Below are 21,375 nucleotides of genomic sequence, written 5' to 3'. Positions count from 1 at the left end.
TACTGCAAAGGGACTGACAGAGCCATGGCAACTTACTATGTGCTAAGTTCAGATTTCACGTGAGTACATAAAAATTTCAGGGGCCGCCCGTTGGGGAAAATATGGGTTATTTCATGCAATACTTAAAAGCTAGTAAATGGATTATTCAATCTTTTAGAGGAGGATTAAAAGATGGGAAGTAATTTCAGCTTTATGGATCAGGAGTTTCCAGTTTTATCTCAGCTGGGGAAAACAGCAGAAGCCTATCTTTATTCAGATCCTAATTCCTGCCTGATGAAGCTGGGAATGGTAGGCGAAACAATTGCAAACCTTATGTTCACCTACGATAAAATATCATTACCTACAGAAAATACAGCCATTGCCCGCATTAACCGTTTAAGTAACGAAGGCTTACTTACACGAGATATCATAGATGTTCTTCACGCTTTGCGAAAAGCACGCAACCGTGCGGTACATGAAAACTATGCGTCTATCGAAGACGGAAAGACCCTGTTGCAAATGGCGCACAGCCTTTGCGAATGGTTTATGCAAACTTACGGCGATTGGAATTATCAAAATCAGCCTTTTACGTTGCCGCGGCAAGCGCCGGAAACAAATCTCCCGGACACCAAAACCATAGACGAGCAAGAAAAATTGCTGCTAAAACAAGCCGAAGCGCAAGCGGCTTCTGCCCCGTCGGTTTCTCAAACTGATCGTAAGGCACGCGCCAGCAAGGCTGCCAGCCAGCGGCAAAAATCAGAGGCCGAAACAAGATATTTAATAGATGAACAATTGCGGAAAGTTGGCTGGGAGGCAGATACAATCCATCTTCGTTATTCCAAGGGGACCCGCCCGACGAAGGGGCGGAACCTTGCCATTGCCGAGTGGCCAACAAAATCAAAACTGGGAGCGAAGGGATTTGCCGATTACGCCTTATTCATTGACACGAAACTGGTGGGTATCATTGAAGCCAAAGCCGAACACAAGGACATTCCATCGGTCATTGATTATCAAGGCAAGGATTACCCCCGCTGCATCCGGGAAGAGGATACAAATTATCTAATTGGCACATGGGGAGCTTACAAAGTTCCCTTTACATTTGCTACCAACGGCAGACCCTATTTGAAGCAGTTGGAAACAAAGTCCGGTATATGGTTTCTTGATCTGCGTCAGCCGTCAAATTCCCCCAGAGCGTTGCAAGGCTGGATCAGCCCTTCCGGCATGATGGAACTATTAAAAAAAGACATTGCAAGCGCAAATCAAACGCTCCAAGCAGCGCCCTACGATTTATTGCGTGATAAAGACGGACTGAATTTGCGTGAATACCAGCTAAAGGCAATCCGTGCCGTTGAACAGGCAATTATAGATGGACAAAACACGGCTTTGCTCGCCATGGCAACCGGTACCGGCAAAACCAGAACCATTTTAGGAATGATCTATCGTTTCCTAAAAACGGGGCGTTTCCGTCGAATCCTTTTCTTGGTCGACCGAACTGCCTTGGGTGAACAAGCGCAGGATGTTTTCAAAGAAGTTAAGCTGGAAGAATTGATGACGCTGGACGACATATATAACATTAAAGGTCTGGATGAAAAATCCATAGATCCGGAAACCCGCGTTCAAATAAGTACCGTACAGGGAATGGTCAAGCGCCTCCTGTATAACGATGAAGAAAGCATGCCCGCCGTAACGGATTATGACCTAATTATCATTGACGAAGCGCACCGTGGCTACATATTGGATAAAGAAATGGGTGAAGATGAACTTTTGTATCGTGACCAGCGGGATTATGTCAGTAAATACCGTACGGTAATTGACTATTTTGATGCCGTCAAGATCGCCCTTACCGCAACTCCTGCCAAGCACACAACGGAGATTTTTGGCCGTCCGGTATTCACCTATTCTTACCGGGAAGCAGTCATCGAAGGCTATTTGGTGGATCACGATGCGCCTCATCTTTTGGGAACAGACCTCAGTAAAAATGGCATTCACTACACCAAAGGCGAAACATTGGCCATCTACGATCCGGTAACAGGTGAAATAACCAACAGCGATGCGCTTGAGGACGAATTACAGTTTGATGTAGAAACATTTAACCGACAGGTTATCACCGAGCCGTTTAACCGAGCAATACTGGAAGAAATTTCCCAAGATATCGACCCTGAATCGCCGGAACAAGGTAAAACCTTGATTTATGCCGTGGACGACCAGCATGCGGATTTGATTGTAAAGATCTTAAAAGAGTTATACACTGAACGCGGCGTCGATAACGACGCCATTATGAAAATCACCGGCAGTGTGGGCGGCGGCAACAAGAAAAAGGTACTGGAAGCAATCAAACGTTTTAAAAATGAACGATTTCCCAGCATCGCTGTGACGGTGGATTTATTGACGACCGGTATCGACGTGCCGGAAATCACAAGCCTTGTGTTTATGCGCAAGGTAAAATCCCGTATCCTGTACGAGCAGATGCTGGGGCGTGCCACCCGTCTCTGTCCGGATATACATAAGACCCATTTCGAGATTTACGATGCGGTGGGCGTGTATGAGGACTTGGACAAACTGAATACTATGAAACCCGTTGTCGTAAATCCCTCTGCTACCTTTGAGCAACTTCTGAACGGTCTGGAAACGATGTAGGAACCACAGCAGGTCCAATATCAAATCAACCAGATACTTGCCAAGATACAGCGCAAAAAGCGCGATATGGACGCAAAGGCAATGGAGCACTTTATAGATTTGTCCGGAGGGCTTGACCCAACACAGTTTATTGGTGACGTGCTGGAACGCAGCCCCGAAGATGCCAAAACCCACCTCTTAAACGGTGACATGCTCTTTGCCCTATTGGATGAGATACACACCAATGGCCGCCGCCCCGTAGTGATTTCCGACAAAGAAGACCGCCTCATCAGCCATGAGCGCGGATATGGGAAAGGCAACAAGCCAGAAGATTATCTGGATGCGTTTGCCGACTACGTAAAAAACAACATGAACGAGATTGCCGCTTTAAGCATCGTCTGCACCCGCCCTAAGGAGCTGACACGGGACACGCTTAAAACTTTGCGGCTCTCATTAGACCGGGAGGGCTTTACTGCCCAGCAGCTGAATACCGCGCTCTCTGAGCTTACCAACGAAGAAATTGCTGCGGACATTATCAGTTTGATTCGCCGGTATGCCATCGGTTCCACACTTCTAAGCCACGAAGCCCGCATTCGCCGCGCAGTAGACAGGTTAAAAAAATCGCACTCTTTTTCCAAAATGGAGATGGGCTGGATTGGTCGCATGGAAAAGTACCTAATGGAGGAATCTGTTCTAAATATATCTGTGTTTGACGAGGACGGACGTTTCAAATCGCAGGGCGGTTTTTCAAAGATAAACAAAGTGTTTCATAATAAATTAGAGAGCATTGTAATAGAACTCAATGAATATCTATACGACGACGGAGGAAAAACTGCATGACAACCCAAGAAATCGTATCAAAACTATGGAACTTATGTAACGTACTGCGGGATGATGGGATTACCTACCACCAATATGTCACCGAACTCACGTATATTCTTTTTTTAAAAATGGCAAAAGAAACAGGTACCGAAGAGCACATTCCAGAGGATTATCGCTGGAATAAACTGACTGCTTTAAGCGGTACGGAGTTGAAACATTTTTACAAAGAACTGCTTAACCACCTGGGTGAGCAATGCACCGGACGTGTCCGGGAGATTTACCAAGGGGCTTCCTCCAACATCGAAGAACCGAAAAACCTTGAAAAAATCATTGCCACCATCGATTCTCTGGACTGGTATTCCGCCCGGGAAGAGGGGTTGGGCAATCTCTATGAAGGATTGCTTGAAAAGAATGCCAATGAAAAGAAGTCTGGCGCCGGACAGTATTTTACGCCTCGCGTACTGATCGATGTAATGACCCGCCTTGTTGACCCACAGGCCGGAGAAAAATGCAACGACCCTGCCTGCGGCACGTTTGGCTTTATGATCGCCGCCGACCGCTATATTAAAGAACACACTGATCAGCTTTTCGATTTGGATGCCGATACCGCCAAATTTCAGCGAGAAGCGGCCTTCACCGGATGTGAGCTGGTGCACGAAACCCACCGTCTCGCTTTGATGAACGCCATGCTCCATGATATTGACGGACAAATTTTGCTGGGTGATACCCTCTCCAACTTCGGTAAGCAAATGAGCGGATTTGATGTGGTGCTGACCAATCCGCCTTTCGGTACTAAGAAGGGCGGTGAGCGAGCTACCCGTGACGACTTTACCTACCCCACCAGCAATAAGCAGCTTAATTTCTTGCAACACATTTATCGAAGCTTGAAACCAAATGGGAAATCGCGCGCCGCTGTGGTGCTACCAGATAACGTCTTGTTTGCCGACGGTGATGGAGAGAAGATCCGTGAGGACTTGATGGAAAAATGCAATCTGCATACGGTGTTGCGTCTGCCCACCGGAATTTTTTATGCGCAGGGCGTAAAAACCAATGTGCTGTTTTTCACGCGCGGAGCGGCGGATAAGGGCAATACAAAAGAGGTCTGGTTCTATGATTTGCGCACCAATATGCCTTCCTTCGGCAAGACAAATCCACTAAAAACGGAACATTTTACGAGCTTTGAGGCGGCTTACCGCTCGGATGACCGTCACACGGTACAGGATGAACGCTGGAACTGTTTCACGCGCGAGGAGATTGCCGCCAAGAGCAACAGCCTTGATCTCGGTTTGATTCGGGACGACAGCGTTTTGGACTATAACGACCTCCCCGACCCTGCTGACAGTGCGGAAGAAGCCATTGCACAGCTGGAAGAAGCCGTTGACCTTCTGATGAGCGTGGTGAAAGAGCTGCGAGCATTGGAGGTAGAGTAATGGCAAAAGCAAAAAAAGCAGATGACCTCACATTGGAGGAACGGCTGGAACAGGCGTTGGTGCCAGAGGCAGAGCAACCATATCCTGTGCCGGGGAATTGGTGTTGGACGAGAGTTGTAGCAATAAATAAATATCGAGGTACTTCAATTAATCCAATACAGTCACCAGATTCAACATTTGAATTATACAGTGTTCCAAGCAGTGCAGAAAATTCCCCTGAAATTGTATATGGAAGCGAAATTGGCTCAACGAAACAACTGGTAGAGAAGAACGATATTTTGTTGTGCAAAATCAATCCTCGAATTAACCGCGTATGGAAAGTGTCCAAGCATACAGAAAATATTCTTTTGGCATCATCAGAATGGATTATAATTCGTGCGCCCCAGATTAGTCCAGACTATTTAATGTGGTGTTACCAATCAAAGTATTTTAGAGAATTTATGCTTTCAAATGTATCTGGTGTTGGTGGATCTTTGATGAGAGCACAGCCAAAGTACGTTCAAAATTATCCTATACCACTACCTCCCCTTGCCGAGCAACAACGTATCGTTGGCCGTATCGAAAGACTATTTTCCAAGCTGGACGAGGTCAAGGAAAAGGCACAGGCAGCACTAGACAGTTTTGAAACCCGTAAGGCCGCCATTCTCCATAAAGCCTTTACTGGCGAGCTGACTACCAAATGGCGCAGGGAAAACGATGTGGATATAGAAACATGGAAAAAATTTGAATTGCGCCAAGTTTGTACTGTCAACCCCAAAAAAGCCAATACAAAAGATCTGCCTGACAGTCTTGATGTCTCTTTTTTTCCAATGGCTTCATTGTCCGAAATCCACGGAGCAATAGTGGCACCGCAAAAGCGAAAGCTGAAAGACGTTCGTACTGGATTTACAAATTTTTCAGAAGGTGACGTTGTATTTGCGAAAATTACTCCTTGTATGGAGAACGGAAAGTCGGCCATAATTGGTAAATTAATAAACGACATTGGCTATGGATCAACTGAATTTTTTGTATTAAGGTGCGAAAAAGAGTTATATAACCGATATTTATATTACATTGTACGTAACCGTACTTTTAGGGATAAAGCACAAGCAGTTATGAGCGGCGCAGTGGGGCAACAACGTGTACCAAAAGATTTCATGGAAACATATCCCCTATATCTACCTCCTTTAGTTGAGCAAACCGAAATCGTCCGTATCCTTGACGACTTCTTTGCCAAAGAGCAAAAGGCAAAGGAACTCTGTTCTATGCTTGACAACATTGACCTCATTAAAAAATCTATCCTCTCCCGTGCTTTTCGCGGGGAGCTTGGTACAAACGATCCCACCGAAGAAAGTGCGGTGGAACTTTTAAAAAGCATCCTATAAAATGGAAAACTGGCCCCCATTCCGGTGATCGTGTCGCGCAAAGAAAAAGACCAGTGGATTATGGATACGGAAGCTACCCTTGAAATTATGGGCGGAAGGCAACTAAAACTCAATATAACGTAAAATAAACAATTCTCCTGATAGGCTGTTACAGCTGATCAGGAGAATTGTTTATTTTATTAAATTATCAATAAGGCTACATAAGCACTTTTCTCCGGATAATGAAAAAAATTCCTCGCCATCATCTGAACAAAAACCCGGCTCAGTGAGCGCTCGGAACATGCTTGCACCTAAAACGTTCGAAAAGCTGTTTGCCCTTCTATACAAAATATAGCTCACTTGATTTTCAGGCATTATCCTTGCTAAGGTAATCCCTTTTGATAGCGCATACTTTAAAGCACTCTTTTGATAGTATCCCGATCTTATAATTATAATACCTTTCGTGTTGTCCGCACCGATCTGCTGCAACTTAGCATGAAACTCTTCTACATCACTGACTGGAATAGGTCCTGAATAGTCTTTGCATTCTATAATTACAATAATAGACGGTCGCACATCAGTGTTAGTACTTGGATCTATTAGATATTTTTCTACGGATATTTCGCACTCAATATTTGCCTCTCTATCTTTCGAGTAGTATTTTGCATTCCTGCAAACACGTACATTAGGGTCAGATAGTAAAAATTGCCCCTTATTGACTTGGCTTACAACTATATTGTACACAAGGTCTTCAAACAATTTTCCAGTATTAGACATACCACTACTCCCTTCCAAACTTATCTTGGTGTGTCCTATTATATCAAGATTTTGTGTAATAGTCATTAAATATAAAAGAGCCCCTAACCTGCAATTTTGGCAATAAAGAGGTCGAGCGCTTTGTCCCCATGAAGAGACTGCCACATTCACCGGGGGCTAGAGGTAATTTATGACATTAAAACTCACTCAGCAGCTTCCATGCGACCTTTTCTCCCAACAACACGCGGCCCGCATCATTTGGATGTGTCCCATCGCCAGTTGAGAAATACTGCCCCCGGTTGTATTTGTTGATTCCCAAAGTATAATATAAATCCAGCGCTGGTGTTTTGTAATCCTTTGCCAACTGAAGAAGCGCATTTCCAAATTCGTAAAAGTGCCTGTTTCCAAACATTTTTTCATCGCTATCAATACGTTCATTATCCCAGTAGCGATAAATGGGAGTCAAAAGCAAAACCCGCAGATTCGGATAGCGGTTCCAGAGCGCTTCCAGGCTGTACCGGGCAGCACCCAGGTAAGTTGTGACATCTTTGGGATCATTTACGATATCCAGTGACACGCCTCCCTGAATATCGTTTGTTCCAAATAGAATGGTAACATAGTCCACTTTTGTCCAGTCAATAGATTTTAATGATGTCACGCGGTCGGCTGCATAATTTGCGGTATGCCCCACCGCCGCTTCCTGTAACGCAAAATTTCCAGTAGTTACGGCGTCTGCCAGCCGGTACATGCTAAAGGCGTCATAATACTGATCCGGGTGCTGAGACATCCGGCAGCCGCCCACCCCAAAGTTATATACCTGCATACCGGTCAGCTTTGCAATTACGGAAGGATAGTCCACCGGCGGCTGAAAATTCCCTGTAATACTGTCTCCAAAGCAGGCCAGTATCTTACCCTCCAGCCTCGATAAAGGAGGTTTCTGGAGCAGTACGTTCCCGGTATCGTCCGGGCGAATACCGTTGACTGTATAAACGTTAGATTGTGCTTTAGAATACCATACAGTGCAAACCGGAACCGATTCAAGATTCAAACCGGAAACTGCATCCTGTATTATAGTCTCGCCATTAAATATGCCCCTCTTTTCATAAATAGGTGTGTGCTCATCCCCGCTACCCGATCGGTTTACATATAAATCACGAAAACGGAACTGGTAACCTGCAACAAGTTCTGCTAATACATTGCCCGGATAGTACTCCAAGATAATATCAGCAGTCGTTGGCACAAACTCGAATCCATGTAGCCCTGCTGAAGATATACGCGTTGGCGCCATGATTTGATTTCCCTTTTGACCGTTGATCAATTCAGCCAAAAGAAATTGTCCATACATCATGGTTGCAGTCGTAGAGCCTGGCTGCAACCCGGTAGTATCAACATAAATCTTGTACGCCTTCCCTATTTCCAGTTTAGAGAAAGTCATTTTGAAGTACACATTATACCAGGCAGTTGCTTTGCTGCCCAACGTAAACTCATAGTAACCACGGCTGGTGTCTTCCGTAATGCTGCCATAATAATTTCGTTCTTGGCTCGCCATGTCCTTAACCGTATCGGAATAGATACAATATGAACATTCTCCTTCTGATTTTAACTTTACTTCTCCAAATAATGATAAATTAAATTTGCAAGGTGTTTGTCCATATTCACGCCAAGTGTTATTGTCCTTTACCTCTTCAAGAATGCGTTCACATTCTGCTACCGAGTTTTCCGCAGACTGTTCAGATAGTCCAGCACGACTTGCTGCAATTTCAGCCGCAGATTTTGCACTTATGACATTCTGTTCGTATTCATAGAACTCGGATGGAAGTGGCAATGGAACCATATCCGGGGCATTAATGCTATCTTTAATGTTTAGGGTAAGTAAGGACGATTTTTTAACTCTGCCATCAGAGCTTGACGCACGAACCTGAATATGGATATTTCCTTCTTTTGGAATATACTCCTTTCTGATCACAGTTGACAGAATCAGTTTCCCATTGTCTATGCTCTTTTCAGTTGCCCAAATATTCTTTTTCGTATTATCGTATTTGACGTCTATAACAATGCTCCAATCGTTATACAGAACTTCGGGCATTTGTATATGCATGATACGCACCTCGTTTTCGCCTGCATATCCGAGATCCGTATCCCCCCAATTGCCTAATAATATCCACTTGTCATTTAAAGTAATCATATGAATACCCCCAAAATAACGAAAGCGCCCTGCTCCACTCACGAAGCAGGGCGCTGTTGTTGTCAGTCCTGTTTATCCTCTTTTTCTTCTGAGATCTTATCTCCGGCAGCATCCACGCTTCCCTTGCAAATGGTAATTACTCGCGCCAAAAAAGGCGGAACGGGAGCGCCCAGCTTACCGGCATTTTCGACAATTGATCCTAATTCAGTTAAAATATACCACACGATTACAACTGGGCAGAAGAGCACTGTGTATGCAAACGGCAGAGAAATAGCAGGAATGTGATTGACAACCAAACCAACTAAAATATCCGTTAGTAGAGATGCAGCGACTGCAACGATTGCTCCTGCTTTATGCCACAGTCCGTCCCTTGCTATTGCGCTACTCCATTCGCCGGCTCTGCATGCCGCCGCCGATCCGGTGAGGTAATCCAAGACCATGCATGCAGCCCAAGCGACGACGAGCCACCCAAACCAACCCAGCCAGGCAGACATAGCGGCGCAGGCCGCAGTAATAGTTGCTTTGATTCCAATAATGGTGTGTTCGTTCATAAGTCCATCCTCCTATTATGTAATTTTAAACTCAAACCGCAGTACACCGTCCGTCTTATCCTGATCCGGAAGGCGCGTATAAATCCCCGTGCTGCTCCCTGCCTGGTTTATCGCAACGATATTCGCCCGCCAGCCGCCGCCGTAGGGGTAGGGTGGGCAGACCGTCACAACCTTTTCTGTGCCGGGATAGATCACCGGCTTGTCTACACATTTCATAGCTACCGTGTAGCAGTCTCCGTGCCGCCGTACGACGTCCATGGTGGTGTCAATCTCAATAACCATTAAGCTTCGCACGCGTTGCCTGAAATCCTCGTAGGCCTCCGGATGATCAACATAGTACTTTGGACACACCTTTTTCGTCACATCGTAATGACGAATGATATCTTTCAGAGGATCGAGCTTGTACCGCTGGCAGAGATCGGCGCAGAGGACAACCAGCGCCCGTTCTGTGGCCACTGTAAACTTGCCGTCCGCCGCCGGGTGGCAGCACTCAATGCTGATGCTATACAGGTTGGCTTGGTTCGTCGCGTAACTGATCTCCATTTCCGGGATACACTGGAGAATCTCTCCATCCAATCCAACGATATAGTGGGATGATGCATAAATCAGCTGGCCGCTACTGTTGCACTTTCCTTCCTTTAGCGATTCAAAATAGTTCCGATTGGCCTGTGCCGTGCTTCCTGGATTGCCGACGTAGTGTACTGCAATCTTGGTAACTTTGCTAAGCTTTGTACCGGGCCGGCTGTAGGAATTAATTGTCAAAAGATCCTTTTTTATATCCATATTTATGTTCCTCTTAAAATTGCAACATATATGCGCCGTCCGTATCTGGCTTCGGAAATACTAAGGTAGTAGGCGACAAAAATATTGCTGGTCGAATCCCACCACTTCCGTCATAAGCATTCTTGAAACTAATCGGATCATCATTTTCCGAGATAAATCGAACAGATCCTGCACGCCCAATATACGGTGTAGCCAAAAACCACCACCAAGGTTGGGAGGCCGATACAGAATATTCAGACTGTTGAGCTGCTTCATATGTAGGAAATGCTTGGCGGTTTTGGTAACTTTTAAAATATTCCCATTGAGCCCCTTCAACAATTCCATTTTCATTTCCTTTTCCTGCTTCTGTCCTGGTGATAAGGCGAACCTTTCTAGTGATTGTTTCCGACCCTCCTCCATCCGAGACTGTATTTAAAGCGATTACAACAGTATCATCCTGAAGGATGTTTTTAAGAGGTTCTGAAAAGCCCACTAAAAACCCAGGCTGTTGATCGTAATAGTTACTGCTAACGTTTGCACTTGCAGGAGGTGTATCGTATTCATGGCGTGCATTATACCATGTGCCAGCAGTAGCAGTACTGTTCAACCATTGATCTATATTAGATTGGCTATAACGGTTATTTCCATAGCTTTTCCTCTGGCTGTTTGGATTTGTAGGTTCCTTTGCGTCAAAGCACTTTAAGGTAATAATTCGTTCTGTAATCAGTCGTACGGCATTTACATCCTTATACCCTACAATGAACCTTATAACTGCATCATTGTATTTTGTGTTTATATCTTTTACGACACTACCAATAGGAAGCTGACCAATAGGAATACCCATACTGAATATTTTTCGGTTTACACCCGCTTCATCTGCCAGCCACGCTTCTTTTACTACCTTTTGCACACTATCCGAAGAATCAATATAAATTTTAGAAATTTTTTGATTGGTTGAGCTTGAATCCAAATATAAAGGCATGAGCAAATCCTCCTATTCATATACAAGAGTGATCCGCCCAGGCACAACATCGGTTGGTGCTGAATCAGAAACGACAATTGTGTATCCGTTTACACTATCGGAATCCAAAGCATGAACCGCCTCAGTTGCAGAAGCAGATTCTGTTGAAAAATCTGCTCTGCCAACTTCCATATTAGCTGGAAAAACCCAGGATGGTGCACCGCTTACACCCTGCGATAAATATCCTGTTCCAGAAGTTGGCGGCGCTAACTGTGTTAACGTAGAACTTGTGGAAGCATAAACCAAGCGATTGCTGGTCCAGCTTGTCTTCCCAGTACCGCCATTGGAAATTCCCACTGTACCGTACATATCCGGACCATAAGGTTTATTGGCACCAATGGCAATCCAATAACCGCCGTCATACTGCAACAATTGAGTTCTGCCAGAATAAAGCCAGCTGCTGGTTTGTCCGCTTGCCATACTATCATTGGTATAGCTGTATCGCCGTTTGATCGTCTTTGCGCCCATTCCGTTGAGGTTGAGTGTAGGACTGACGCTGGTGCTCGATGTGTGTGGGATAATTGTGATAAGCAATCCTTTTGAAATTTCTGTGATACCATCAATCGTAGCGGTATACGCACTTCCACTTCCCGATGTAGTGACAGCAGGCGGAATATTGGGCATCTGCTCCAATGAGATTTTCCCGTCATTCCCCAAAGACGGAGCGCCCATCTCTGGTGCGGTCAAAGTGATATTGCCTGTTAGAGCCTTCCCATTTATTGTGCGTGTTTCTGGTACGGCGCCGATTGCTCCAAGCACATCGGCTGGTCCTGTCCAAAATGGAGCGCCGCTGGTGTTTTGACGCAGAAACGAACCGGATGTCGTCGGATTAAGAAGTTGCGTCATCGTCGTGCTACCCGAAGGATAAGCCAAACGATTGGCAACCCAGCTTGTCTTTCCCGTACCCCCGCGGCTGACCGGCAATATTCCGGAAATTGACCCTAAAGTGATTCCATTCGCAACCGCCTTTGCGTCGTTTGCCGCCGTCTGTGCTGTTTCAACTGCTTGCCGGATATCTCTATGAGCAGCTGAATTAGTGCTGTGCGTTTCTACTGCGCTGTTCAGGTTGCTTGGTGTAACATAGTCTGTTCCAGCGAGCGCTGCAGACACAGAACCGTTTCCCTGTCCTTTTAATACACCGACAGTTTTAATTGCCTCTTGCTTCGTTGCAACAGCTTCAGAAATAGCTGCAGTCATTGTAGACATCGAAACTACTGCACTGGCATCAACCGTTACCGAAAAATCTCCCGTGTTAGACATGGCAATAATACCGTAGAAAGTATACACAAAGTCAGGGGAATCTGCATGATTGGGAATTGGAATGCTGTCTTCGTTCTGGAAAATAGCAACCATCGTTGGCGTTCCGCTGTCCAAAGTTCCCCATAAGCCAAACTGATTGAGAAAATAGCCAGTTTGCGGTGCAGTGATTTGCACTTTGAGTTTAATTCCCTTTTCCATACGTTCGTAAGACACTATGCTCGCTACCTGCTTTTGATTTACAAGAGCCGTCTGCGCAAGCAAAGCTGCGGGTGGAACAGTTCCTGTACCTGCTGCAGCGCTACTAATATTTAGTTTGGTCCCAACGAGCCATTGAGAAAAGAGTGCATTACCGACGTTTGTGACGACGCCGATCCAATTTGCCATAGAAAAAACACCTCCGTCTAATAATGCTCTGCCGTTGCTCCATCTTCAACTTCACATCCGATGCAAGCGGCTGCCGCATAGACAGCAGCCGTGCCGCCTGAGTCGTAATATTCCACTTCATCCAGCACAGAACGTAAATTTTTGTAGTAGTCCACTTTTTCGAGAACACGTCGATACTTCTCAGGATCTACATCTTCATATGTGGCGTCGATCAGCAGTTTAAAATGATAAGGGGCACCGCCGTATTGAAACCACTCGCTTACCTGTGTATCAGGATAAATAGCTGAAATTGCCGTCTCTACCGCTGCTTTTGTACCGAGGGTTCGGTGAACACGCCAACTTTCTTTTAACGTCTTACGCTTTTCCTCCAGCGTGTAATCTCCATCCCACCAATCGACTTTGAAATCATGGGCCAATATATCCAGCAATTCTTCCGGAAGCTCATTGATCCGGGAGTATATCATCAGCCTTTGAATTTCTTCCGTCCGTTTTGCCAATACACTGGAAATTGAGGTCGCTAAAGCTCGCATGTTTTCATCGTTCCGGAGCACGTCAGGAAGAACAACCAATAGATTTTCAACTGAGATATCATGCTGGCTATTCATCCTCATGCCCTCCATCCGTCACCGCAATCGTATTTACTGCGGCAACCTGAGGAACAGTGTTATCCGCGCCGTCCCGCAACGCAATAAAGGACGGGCTTGTCAATTCCACCCGTTTGATCCCGGTTTGCATCAACAGTCCGATCAAATAAGACGGATTGATATCTCGGCCCAATTTTCCACATTGCCACACTGTATACTCCTTTACAGCTGCATCGACAGACTGTTGAATCTCCGTAGAGCTAATAGAAGTGTCACGGGATATGTAATAGGTAAAAGTGATATTGTAATTTACTGTTTCAGGATCAGCGACAGAAATTCGATCCGTCAGTGGACGGACATAATCCGGATTGCAAGCTGCCAACACGGCATTCTTGATTTCTGTAGTAGCTATGGATCCGTCATCCATCAAGATATACAGAGCTACGCAGCCGTCGCTGGGACGGTTGGCAACAACATCTGCAATTTCAGTGGATACCTGTTTGGCAAAGTAAACATATCCGCCCTTGGCGCCGGCGCAGCTATATCCATCCGTACTGGCACGCATCAATTCATAATATTCATCATCGGTCGCTTCATCGGCGCCGTCGTCACTGACCGTAATATTTTCGCAATGGTCATAGTAATCAAACAAATCAACTAGGTTATTGAGCTGCCCGATCGCGTATCCATTGCCTATTGCTCCTGGTGTTTGGCACCTCAACTGTGCATCAACATAGAGAGAGCCAATAGGGACATATACGTCGGAAACCGTTTCCCATACCAGTGCATTACTTGTATCGGTTACCCTCGTACCGGATGGAATCAGAATGGCGGTGCTTTGAGTCGCTGAAATATAAAACCGTTCGGTACACACTGCACTTTGCGCTTCCGGGCGTTCTGTAACAAAGAACAATTCTCCCAAGGCGTCCAGATTTTCTCCTTCCGCCCTGCTGGGAATGTTTTGATTGCCGGTGTAGTTGTTCAGGATACGTTCCTGGAGGATTATAGATGCGACCCATTGAATAAACAGCTTTTCGGGACTGGCTGGTTTCACACTGGTGCCAGTGATTTTTTCATATGCAGACACCAAGTCCGCAATCAGTGTTTCCGTATCTGTGCTGACAAATTGGTACTCAACATTCCTACTCATTGACAATCTCCACCTCCACCACTGGAATCAGCCGGCCTAACGCTGCCGCGTCCTCCTGAAAAGAAATATTAACGATCTCCGCACGTGGTTCATACGCCTCTACGGCCTCCTTGATTTCCGCATAAAGCATGGACTTTGCAACGGAAATCGGTTTATCCACGAATTCTTGAGAGAGTCCGAAATTACGATATAACGGCACGCTTCCTTTTCGGGTGGCAAGGATTATTGCTACATTTTGCAGGATAGAAGCTACCGTGTCAGTCTCGTTAATTTGAACGATTCCGGAGCTTTGAGCACTGACTGTGTATCTCATAGAGCACCTCATTCTTTCAGGTATTCCAGTAATTCAACTGATACAGCAGCAATAGCGAGGTTGCCGCTCTTATCATAGTCAGTCATTTTAATTTGATGCTTTTGCACGGTCCATCGATACTTCCCATATGATCTAGTTCCGATGACCACTGGCACCGCAATTCCATTGTTTTCATACTGACAAAGCTGAACGATTGCGGTCATTGGATCAACGCCAAGATAAGCGGAAAGTATCATTTCAAAGGAAAACGTATCCGGATTCACGCCTGTAAATTCTGTAAGCGTACTGGAAAGGTGTCGCTGATGTTCTCCATATCGCACGGAGCCGGACCAGGCAACGTTATTGATGGTCTGGATCATGTCGGCAGACACAACGAAGGGGATCACTCCAAGGCATCCAACCTGCGCCATTTACATCCCTCCCAATATGAATCCGTCCGAGTCTTCCAGGGGCAAATACAGGACCAACACGATATCATTGACCTTTGGCATCCAATAGGCCAGATACGAACCTGGAATGTGGTCGTGGGCAGGACAGGTGCTTGCACTATTACTTCCCGTAATGGTATGTGTGTGTTCTGCATCCGGCTCAATGTAAAGACCGGCCGCATAATGCTGCAGCACATACAACCAGCCGGAAGTAGCTCCTGTGTCCTGAAAGATCACACGGACTTTCCGTTTGTCGTTGTCCACAGCACTGACAGTCCCAATCTGTACCAACCTCAATAAAATACTTTCCAGTTCCATCAATATCCCTCCAATACACGGCGGAGCTGTACCTGCACCGTATATCCGCTGTCAGTTACAGAATGTTTCGCCTGTTTGGCGATATACTTCCCGTCCCATGCTCCCCAACCGGAAAGAAAGACGGTGACGCCAGCCGCCAAATTGGGATTGCCCGGCAAAGTAAACGTTGCAGTCCGTTCATATTTGTTGTGCAGCCTTAACCGTTTTTCGGCCAAATCTTTCGCTTCTGCAATACTGGATACCTTCGCTTTCACTTCCAATTGTTGATTCTTTTTGGAATCCGATTTGTATTCCTCAACATAGGCTATGGCCTGGATACACTTTCCGGTAGACGGATTCACATAGCTGACACGGCAGGAGGAATATTGGATATCAGCTTGCCCGACACTCAGTTTATATTTGGTATAGGTACCGTCCCCCCGCTTGATGGTCAACACTGCGCTCTTCGCCTCATAAGAAGCTTGATCGAACAGTACAAGAACGTTGTTGGTTGCTTTGAGGGAAATCCCAGCGTTATGGCAAAGCGTGGAGAGGAAGTTGATATCGCTGGTATTGTACTGTTCTACCCTCTCGTAGAAAGGAACATTCGCTGCCAAATAAAGGCAGGTCATTCCGTTGGATGCGGCCATCTCATTGGCAAGGCCGGATAATGTGTAGGATTCCCACGCCTTGGACTTTTTGGTCTGACGAATTTGGGAGCTATATGGAAGCGATGTCCCTTTTATGGTGATAACGGCGGGTGGTCCGGACGCATCAATTGAATCGAGAGCAAATTGTCCGCAGTCAAGAATAAGGTCTTTTCCATCACCTGTCCAATTTTCACGTACAATCACCGCCTGAATCCGAAGACCCTTTGTCCCAGAACTCCCCCCTGCTTCTGTAGATGTAGCTTTTGTGATTTGACTCTCTGCAAACCACCCCAAGTTTCCGACATGGATGGGGTATGGAACTCCGCTTTTCAGGTTTAGATGTGTAATGTTTCCTCTGTAATTTGTAACATTTTTGCCTGGCGTACCGTTACCATAGCTTGTATACTGCGGGCGCCCATTTGCAATCACAGAATCTCCAATGTTCCAAGTCGACGTAATCCCGCTGGAACTGCCTTGTGCGATATAGCCGGCGCTGATATAGGCCGTTTTTCCACTGTACTGGATCTTCGCCCACCCATTGGAAATAGAAGACACATCGACAACTGTGCCGTAGGCAAGCGTTCCCAACCTGCCGTGACTCGTCCCTGGTCCGGAGCGCACATTCAATCCACTTTTCGCCGTAACCGTATAACTTTTGGAAGATGCTTTGTTTGCAGTAGGCACTTCGGCTGTTGCAGCAGCTGCCTGTATTGCATCGTTCAGCCATTTACACATCCATACATTATCCCGGTCCTGAATACGAAGTTGAAGGTCATCCGTTTCATCCTCTTCGTTATCCGTATATGTAACCGACAGCAGATAGGGCCGAATGGATGATGTAATATTCACCCCGTCAAATGCAATTTCTGCCGTTGTACGGCGGGCTTGTTCCACCCGGCTCATCCAACCGCCGCCTTCCAGGGCGGCAGTGCATTGCCAACCGTTTCAACCGGATCTGGAAGGATCAGTTCGATTCCGGCTGGGAATGTAAAAAAATTACGGTATTGCTGATTGAGATTCATTAACTTATCGGTATAAGACACATCGCCCAGTTGTGCATTGGCGATGCTGTCCCACATATCTCCCTGAACCGTTGTGTAAGTCCTCTTCATCGGTAAGCCCTCCTGGTCGAGTCAATATCAGCCTGTTGCATAATCTCCAAAATGTAATTGCGCAGATCCTCGTCATGCCGGCGAAGAATATCCTCTATTCCTCTGGAGCTGGTAACGCCGGAAATGGTATAAGTCGGGGCAACCGTCAAATGAATATTGTTTCCCGCACTGTTTCCTTGCGCCGAAAGTGCATTTGTACCGCGCATGGAGGACAATGCTTCTAATAGCTGAGGCGCAAAGGTTACTGTTTGGAGTTCAGATGTAGGTAAACCTCTTTGCATTACTGCTGTTTCGGTTGCAGTCATGACCTGTTCCCCGCCGTTAAAATAAACAATTTCCGGCCCGTTTTCTCCAACCATAGCGAAACCGGGAGCTGCGGACTGCGTTCCGACGGCATAGCCAGGAATTCCAGATGAACCGCCTCCTGTTCCTGGATTAAGCGCATTTTGTGCAGCTTTGGCAATACGGGCGTACGCTGCCTGTACCGGTCCCAGCATATCAGCCGCGCCGTCAATAAATCCCTGAATCGTGGATTTTCCGCTTTCAGCCGCCTCAGGCCCAAGGTTCATCGCTTCAATATCCGCGGCAAGTTCTTTCTGCAGCTCGTCCATAGTCGCAGAAAAATCTGTTTTAAGATCTGCAATACTTCCGGCAGTAGTATCCTGCTCTTTTTTTAATGCCTGCCAGTTTTCAACCATTTTAGCCAAGTCTTTATCGCTGGCGTTCGCCATACCCGCAATCGCGTTTACACTGTCTTCGCTTCCATCTGCAAAGCTGGCTATGACGTCGCTTAAACCTTCAATATCGCCGCTGCGCTCTGTTAAAGATTGAAGATTGGAGTTGTAATTCTGCCAATATGTAATTTGGCTTTCAATGGCGGCGTTCATTTTATCCGTGCTCGTTGCAACGACCTTTTCCGTCTTATCCCAGAGCTCGTATTGACCAGATACGCTGTTAAGCGCTTCAAAGTAGGCAGACGAATATGCTTCCGCAAGATCGTTCATTTTTCCGGTAATGTCTTCAATCACAAATTGCAGCTCCTGCTCCTGTCGAGCTGCTTCCTTTGTGGCCTCAATGCTTTCTTCTGTGGTCCCCGTTAACCGGTTATATGCCTCTTCTGCCGAATCAATCGCTTTCTGTGCTTCAGATGTCGCTTTACCATCTTCCTCAATTGCTTTGGTGTAATTATTCACACACTGTTCAGCCGTGTAAACCTCTTCATTGATGCTGATGAGGGTATCCTGCAGATCGTAGTATTCCTGTGTAAGATAATCTGTTGCCTCCGTCCAGCCACCGTACTTTTCATTGTAATCTCCTGCGGATTTCTGAGCTTCAGCGTACAGCTTATTCATCTTACCCAGCGTGTCGCCATGCTTTTTATTGGCATCTTCCAGCTGCATTTGAGCTTTTGTCAGTCCTATTTCATTCTCTGCAGCTTCAAGCAAAACGTCGTTATACTCATCATAGAGCGAGTTCATATACTCTTGATACGCCTGTGCTTTGGCATTTTCTTTCCATGCCTTGGTATGGGTGCGCAAAGCTTCTGTACCGCCTTCAATCGTATCTTTTTCCAAGTCAATATAGTCCGTGAGTTCCGGAACGGTACGGCACAAAAGCGCTAGGGTGTTGTGATATTGTTTGGCCTGTTCGTCTGTGGTAATACCGGCTGCTTCCAGTTCCTCCAGCTTTCTGATATAGGTCTCAGCAACATCGACAGTCGCTAGCGTTGAAGTTACCGTCTCGTTAAAGATATTGTTTGCCTCTTCCATTGCCTGGTTCATTTCCTGTGCAGCGGTCGTCAATTCTCTGACAGAGGGAATTGCTTCATTGGTAGCAGTCGCAAACGCGACTATCGCGGCAGTGAGAGCGGCAACACCGGAAATCACACCGATAATTACGCCGGCCGGTCCTGTAAACAAAGTGACCAAATCCAACGCTTTCACTACCTTTGAGATCGTCGCATAAGCGGTGAGCGCTAAAGTAGCGGTGCCGAGAACCGCTACAAATGCCATCACTGCCTTAACCAACGCTGGATGTTTCGCTACAAAATCATTCAGCATCCCAAATACATCCGTTCCAATACTGTACAGGCCACGCATTTCTGGTGTGAATTGTTCACCTATCGTAGTTTTTAAGGCGTCCCACGCGGAATTCATTAAGGTCAATTGGCCGTTCATGTTGTCCAATTTAATGGCTGCCATTTTTGCAGCTGCACCGGTGCAATTATTGATGCTGTCAGTCAGAGAAGTATAATCCTCGTCGGTTGCATTTAGAATGGCGAGCAAACCATTGTACCCGCGTTGTCCAGCAATCGTCATCGCGTTATTAACGCGTTCCGCTTCTGTCATCTGGTCAAAATAATTACGCAGTTCATTGATCGTACCGCCAAAGGATTTCATACTGCCATCGGCTTTAATTGCTGAATATTCATACTCTCCAAAAGCTGCACCGGTCAGCGTTACGCCTTCCAACAGACCGTTAAAGGTGTTCTTCAACGCGGTGCCAGCAATGCTCCCTTTGATACCACTGTTTGCCATCAAGCCAACTGCCGTCGCCACATCCTCAATGGAATATCCCAGCGCTCCTGCAACGGATGCAGACATCTTGAATGTCTCGCCCATGATAGACACGTTGGTATTGGAATTGGTTGCTGTGGCTGCCAATACATCAGAAAAATGTGCAGTATCTGCCGCTGTCAGACCAAAGGCACTCAGACTATCGGTAACAATATCAGACACCATGGCCAGGTCTTCGCCGGACGCAGCAGCCAATTGCAGTACACCGTCCATGCCGGAAAGCATGTCGACAGCATCCCAACCGGCCATTGCCATGTATCCCATGGCATCGGCAGATTCTTGGGCGGTAAATTTGGTAGTCGCACCAAGTTCTTTGGCTTTGGCGCTTAAATCGGCCATGTCCATAGCTGTAGCTCCCGATAGGGCTTCAACATTGGACATCGCTTCCTCGAAATCTCCAGCAATAGTAACACACTCCATGAAAGCTTCGTAAATCTCTTTAAGCGCTGTTGCAACACCAGCCGCCACAATAGCTTGTTGTACAGCAGAAAAAGCTTCGGAAGATGCTTCTCCAAAGTCCTTGGCCCCTTCGGCGGCATCCTCCTGACTCTGTTTCAGCTCAGTCATTTGCGTACTGAGCCGGGCGCTCTCTTTATCAAGGTTTCCGGTGTCAACGCCAGCTTCCCGCAAAGCTGTGTCCATTTGATTCAGCTTTTGGGTCTGTTGCTCCAAAGAAGAGGATGTCCGATCTATCTGCTGTTGTTTGGAAAGCAGCTTGTTTTCCAGTGAGGAGGAGTATCCTTCCGTTTCCTTTATTTCCTTTTGGATATTGTCGTACTGCTGCTGCAAAACGGATAACTTTTGGCGGGTTGCTTCTACCGCACCCTGTTGCTTTTGAAATGCTGAGATATCTGATTGAGTCTTGCTAAGATTTAAGACTTCCTTTTGCATGGACGACAAAGTGCTTTGCGCTGACTTAAAGGTGCCGTTGTAGCTGCTTCCGAGCTGTGCGTTCAGATGAAACAGCATTTCATATTCTCTTCTGCTCGCCATTCAAAGTCCTCCTTTCCGCTATCGTTTATTCCTGATTTCTACAATCTTGTTACTCGTTTGAATCCATTTACTTAAATCTGAGAGCGGCAAAGACAACCAGAATGGAACGGGAGTGTTATTTGTCTGCGCCAAGATCAAACACTGTTTTCGGAGCCACTCTCCG

Annotated in this window: 18 protein-coding genes; 4 read left to right on the top strand and 14 right to left on the bottom strand. The window is 46.3% G+C overall.

The genetic code is table 11. The features are described 5' to 3' along the window. Positions 1-171 precede the first annotated feature (171 nt). The 4 genes from hsdR (at position 172) to BN2106_RS07915 (ending at position 6,211) form a co-directional block, all read left to right on the top strand. On the top strand, positions 172-2,616 hold the full coding sequence (hsdR, locus tag BN2106_RS07925) for a type I restriction-modification system endonuclease (protein WP_330379801.1): 2,445 nt from the start codon (positions 172-174) through the stop codon (positions 2,614-2,616). A 66-nt stretch (positions 2,617-2,682) separates the two neighbouring features. Beyond that, on the top strand, positions 2,683-3,435 hold the full coding sequence (locus BN2106_RS16940; protein WP_330379800.1) for a type I restriction-modification enzyme R subunit C-terminal domain-containing protein: 753 nt from the start codon (positions 2,683-2,685) through the stop codon (positions 3,433-3,435). Next, the gene (locus BN2106_RS07920; RefSeq protein ID WP_050698017.1) at positions 3,432-4,847 is read left to right on the top strand and encodes a type I restriction-modification system subunit M; all 1,416 of its coding nucleotides are present in this window, start codon (positions 3,432-3,434) and stop codon (positions 4,845-4,847) included. The genes BN2106_RS16940 and BN2106_RS07920 overlap by 4 nt, the downstream gene beginning before the upstream one ends. Continuing rightward, positions 4,847-6,211 (top strand): restriction endonuclease subunit S, encoded by a 1,365-nt coding sequence (locus BN2106_RS07915; RefSeq protein WP_050698016.1) that lies wholly within the window; start codon positions 4,847-4,849, stop codon positions 6,209-6,211. Before BN2106_RS07920 ends, BN2106_RS07915 begins: the two co-directional genes overlap by 1 nt. A gap of 171 nt (positions 6,212-6,382) precedes the next feature. Here the strand turns inward: BN2106_RS07915 and BN2106_RS07910 are convergent, their stop codons facing one another. The 14 genes from BN2106_RS07910 to BN2106_RS07845 all read right to left on the bottom strand — a co-directional run bounded on the left by BN2106_RS07910 (position 6,383) and on the right by BN2106_RS07845 (position 21,212). Beyond that, positions 6,383-6,967: a restriction endonuclease gene (locus BN2106_RS07910; protein ID WP_050698015.1), complete on the bottom strand. Its 585-nt coding sequence runs from the start codon at positions 6,965-6,967 to the stop codon at positions 6,383-6,385. A 175-nt stretch (positions 6,968-7,142) separates the two neighbouring features. Next, positions 7,143-9,131: an SGNH/GDSL hydrolase family protein gene (locus BN2106_RS07905; protein ID WP_050698014.1), complete on the bottom strand. Its 1,989-nt coding sequence runs from the start codon at positions 9,129-9,131 to the stop codon at positions 7,143-7,145. Positions 9,132-9,193: 62 nt separating this feature from the next. After that, positions 9,194-9,682, bottom strand: coding sequence for a phage holin family protein (locus BN2106_RS07900; protein WP_050698013.1), 489 nt, complete (start codon positions 9,680-9,682; stop codon positions 9,194-9,196). Between the two features lie 15 nt (positions 9,683-9,697). Further along, positions 9,698-10,465 (bottom strand): peptidoglycan recognition protein family protein, encoded by a 768-nt coding sequence (locus BN2106_RS07895; RefSeq protein ID WP_050698012.1) that lies wholly within the window; start codon positions 10,463-10,465, stop codon positions 9,698-9,700. Positions 10,466-10,478: 13 nt separating this feature from the next. After that, positions 10,479-11,426 (bottom strand): DUF6273 domain-containing protein, encoded by a 948-nt coding sequence (locus tag BN2106_RS07890; protein WP_050698011.1) that lies wholly within the window; start codon positions 11,424-11,426, stop codon positions 10,479-10,481. Between the two features lie 12 nt (positions 11,427-11,438). After that, positions 11,439-13,109 carry a hypothetical protein gene (locus tag BN2106_RS07885; RefSeq protein WP_050698010.1) on the bottom strand — a complete coding sequence of 557 codons (1,671 nt, stop codon included), beginning with the start codon at positions 13,107-13,109 and terminating at the stop codon, positions 11,439-11,441. A 17-nt stretch (positions 13,110-13,126) separates the two neighbouring features. After that, on the bottom strand, positions 13,127-13,714 hold the full coding sequence (locus BN2106_RS07880; protein ID WP_050698009.1) for a phage tail protein I: 588 nt from the start codon (positions 13,712-13,714) through the stop codon (positions 13,127-13,129). Further along, positions 13,707-14,843, bottom strand: coding sequence for a baseplate J/gp47 family protein (locus BN2106_RS07875; RefSeq protein ID WP_050698008.1), 1,137 nt, complete (start codon positions 14,841-14,843; stop codon positions 13,707-13,709). The genes BN2106_RS07880 and BN2106_RS07875 overlap by 8 nt, the downstream gene beginning before the upstream one ends. Then, a complete protein-coding gene (locus BN2106_RS07870; protein WP_050698007.1) occupies positions 14,836-15,156 on the bottom strand; it encodes a GPW/gp25 family protein in 321 nt (106 codons plus the stop codon). Before BN2106_RS07870 ends, BN2106_RS07875 begins: the two co-directional genes overlap by 8 nt. A gap of 8 nt (positions 15,157-15,164) precedes the next feature. After that, positions 15,165-15,566: a phage tail protein gene (locus BN2106_RS07865; RefSeq protein WP_050698006.1), complete on the bottom strand. Its 402-nt coding sequence runs from the start codon at positions 15,564-15,566 to the stop codon at positions 15,165-15,167. After that, on the bottom strand, positions 15,567-15,902 hold the full coding sequence (locus BN2106_RS07860) for a hypothetical protein (protein WP_050698005.1): 336 nt from the start codon (positions 15,900-15,902) through the stop codon (positions 15,567-15,569). Beyond that, on the bottom strand, positions 15,902-17,434 hold the full coding sequence (locus BN2106_RS07855) for an SH3 domain-containing protein (RefSeq protein ID WP_050698004.1): 1,533 nt from the start codon (positions 17,432-17,434) through the stop codon (positions 15,902-15,904). Before BN2106_RS07855 ends, BN2106_RS07860 begins: the two co-directional genes overlap by 1 nt. Continuing rightward, positions 17,431-17,643, bottom strand: a complete 213-nt coding sequence (locus BN2106_RS07850; RefSeq protein ID WP_050698003.1) for a tail protein X — start codon at positions 17,641-17,643, stop codon at positions 17,431-17,433. The genes BN2106_RS07855 and BN2106_RS07850 overlap by 4 nt, the downstream gene beginning before the upstream one ends. Beyond that, entirely contained in the window at positions 17,640-21,212 is a 3,573-nt protein-coding gene (locus tag BN2106_RS07845) for a phage tail tape measure protein (RefSeq protein ID WP_050698002.1), read from the bottom strand. The genes BN2106_RS07850 and BN2106_RS07845 overlap by 4 nt, the downstream gene beginning before the upstream one ends. Positions 21,213-21,375 lie beyond the last annotated feature (163 nt).

It is taken from the genome of Anaeromassilibacillus senegalensis, from assembly GCF_001261775.1.
Lineage (GTDB): Bacteria > Bacillota > Clostridia > Oscillospirales > Acutalibacteraceae > Anaeromassilibacillus > Anaeromassilibacillus senegalensis.
The sequence above is the reverse complement of the archived record's forward strand: the minus strand, read 5'-3'. Positions and strand labels throughout refer to the sequence as shown.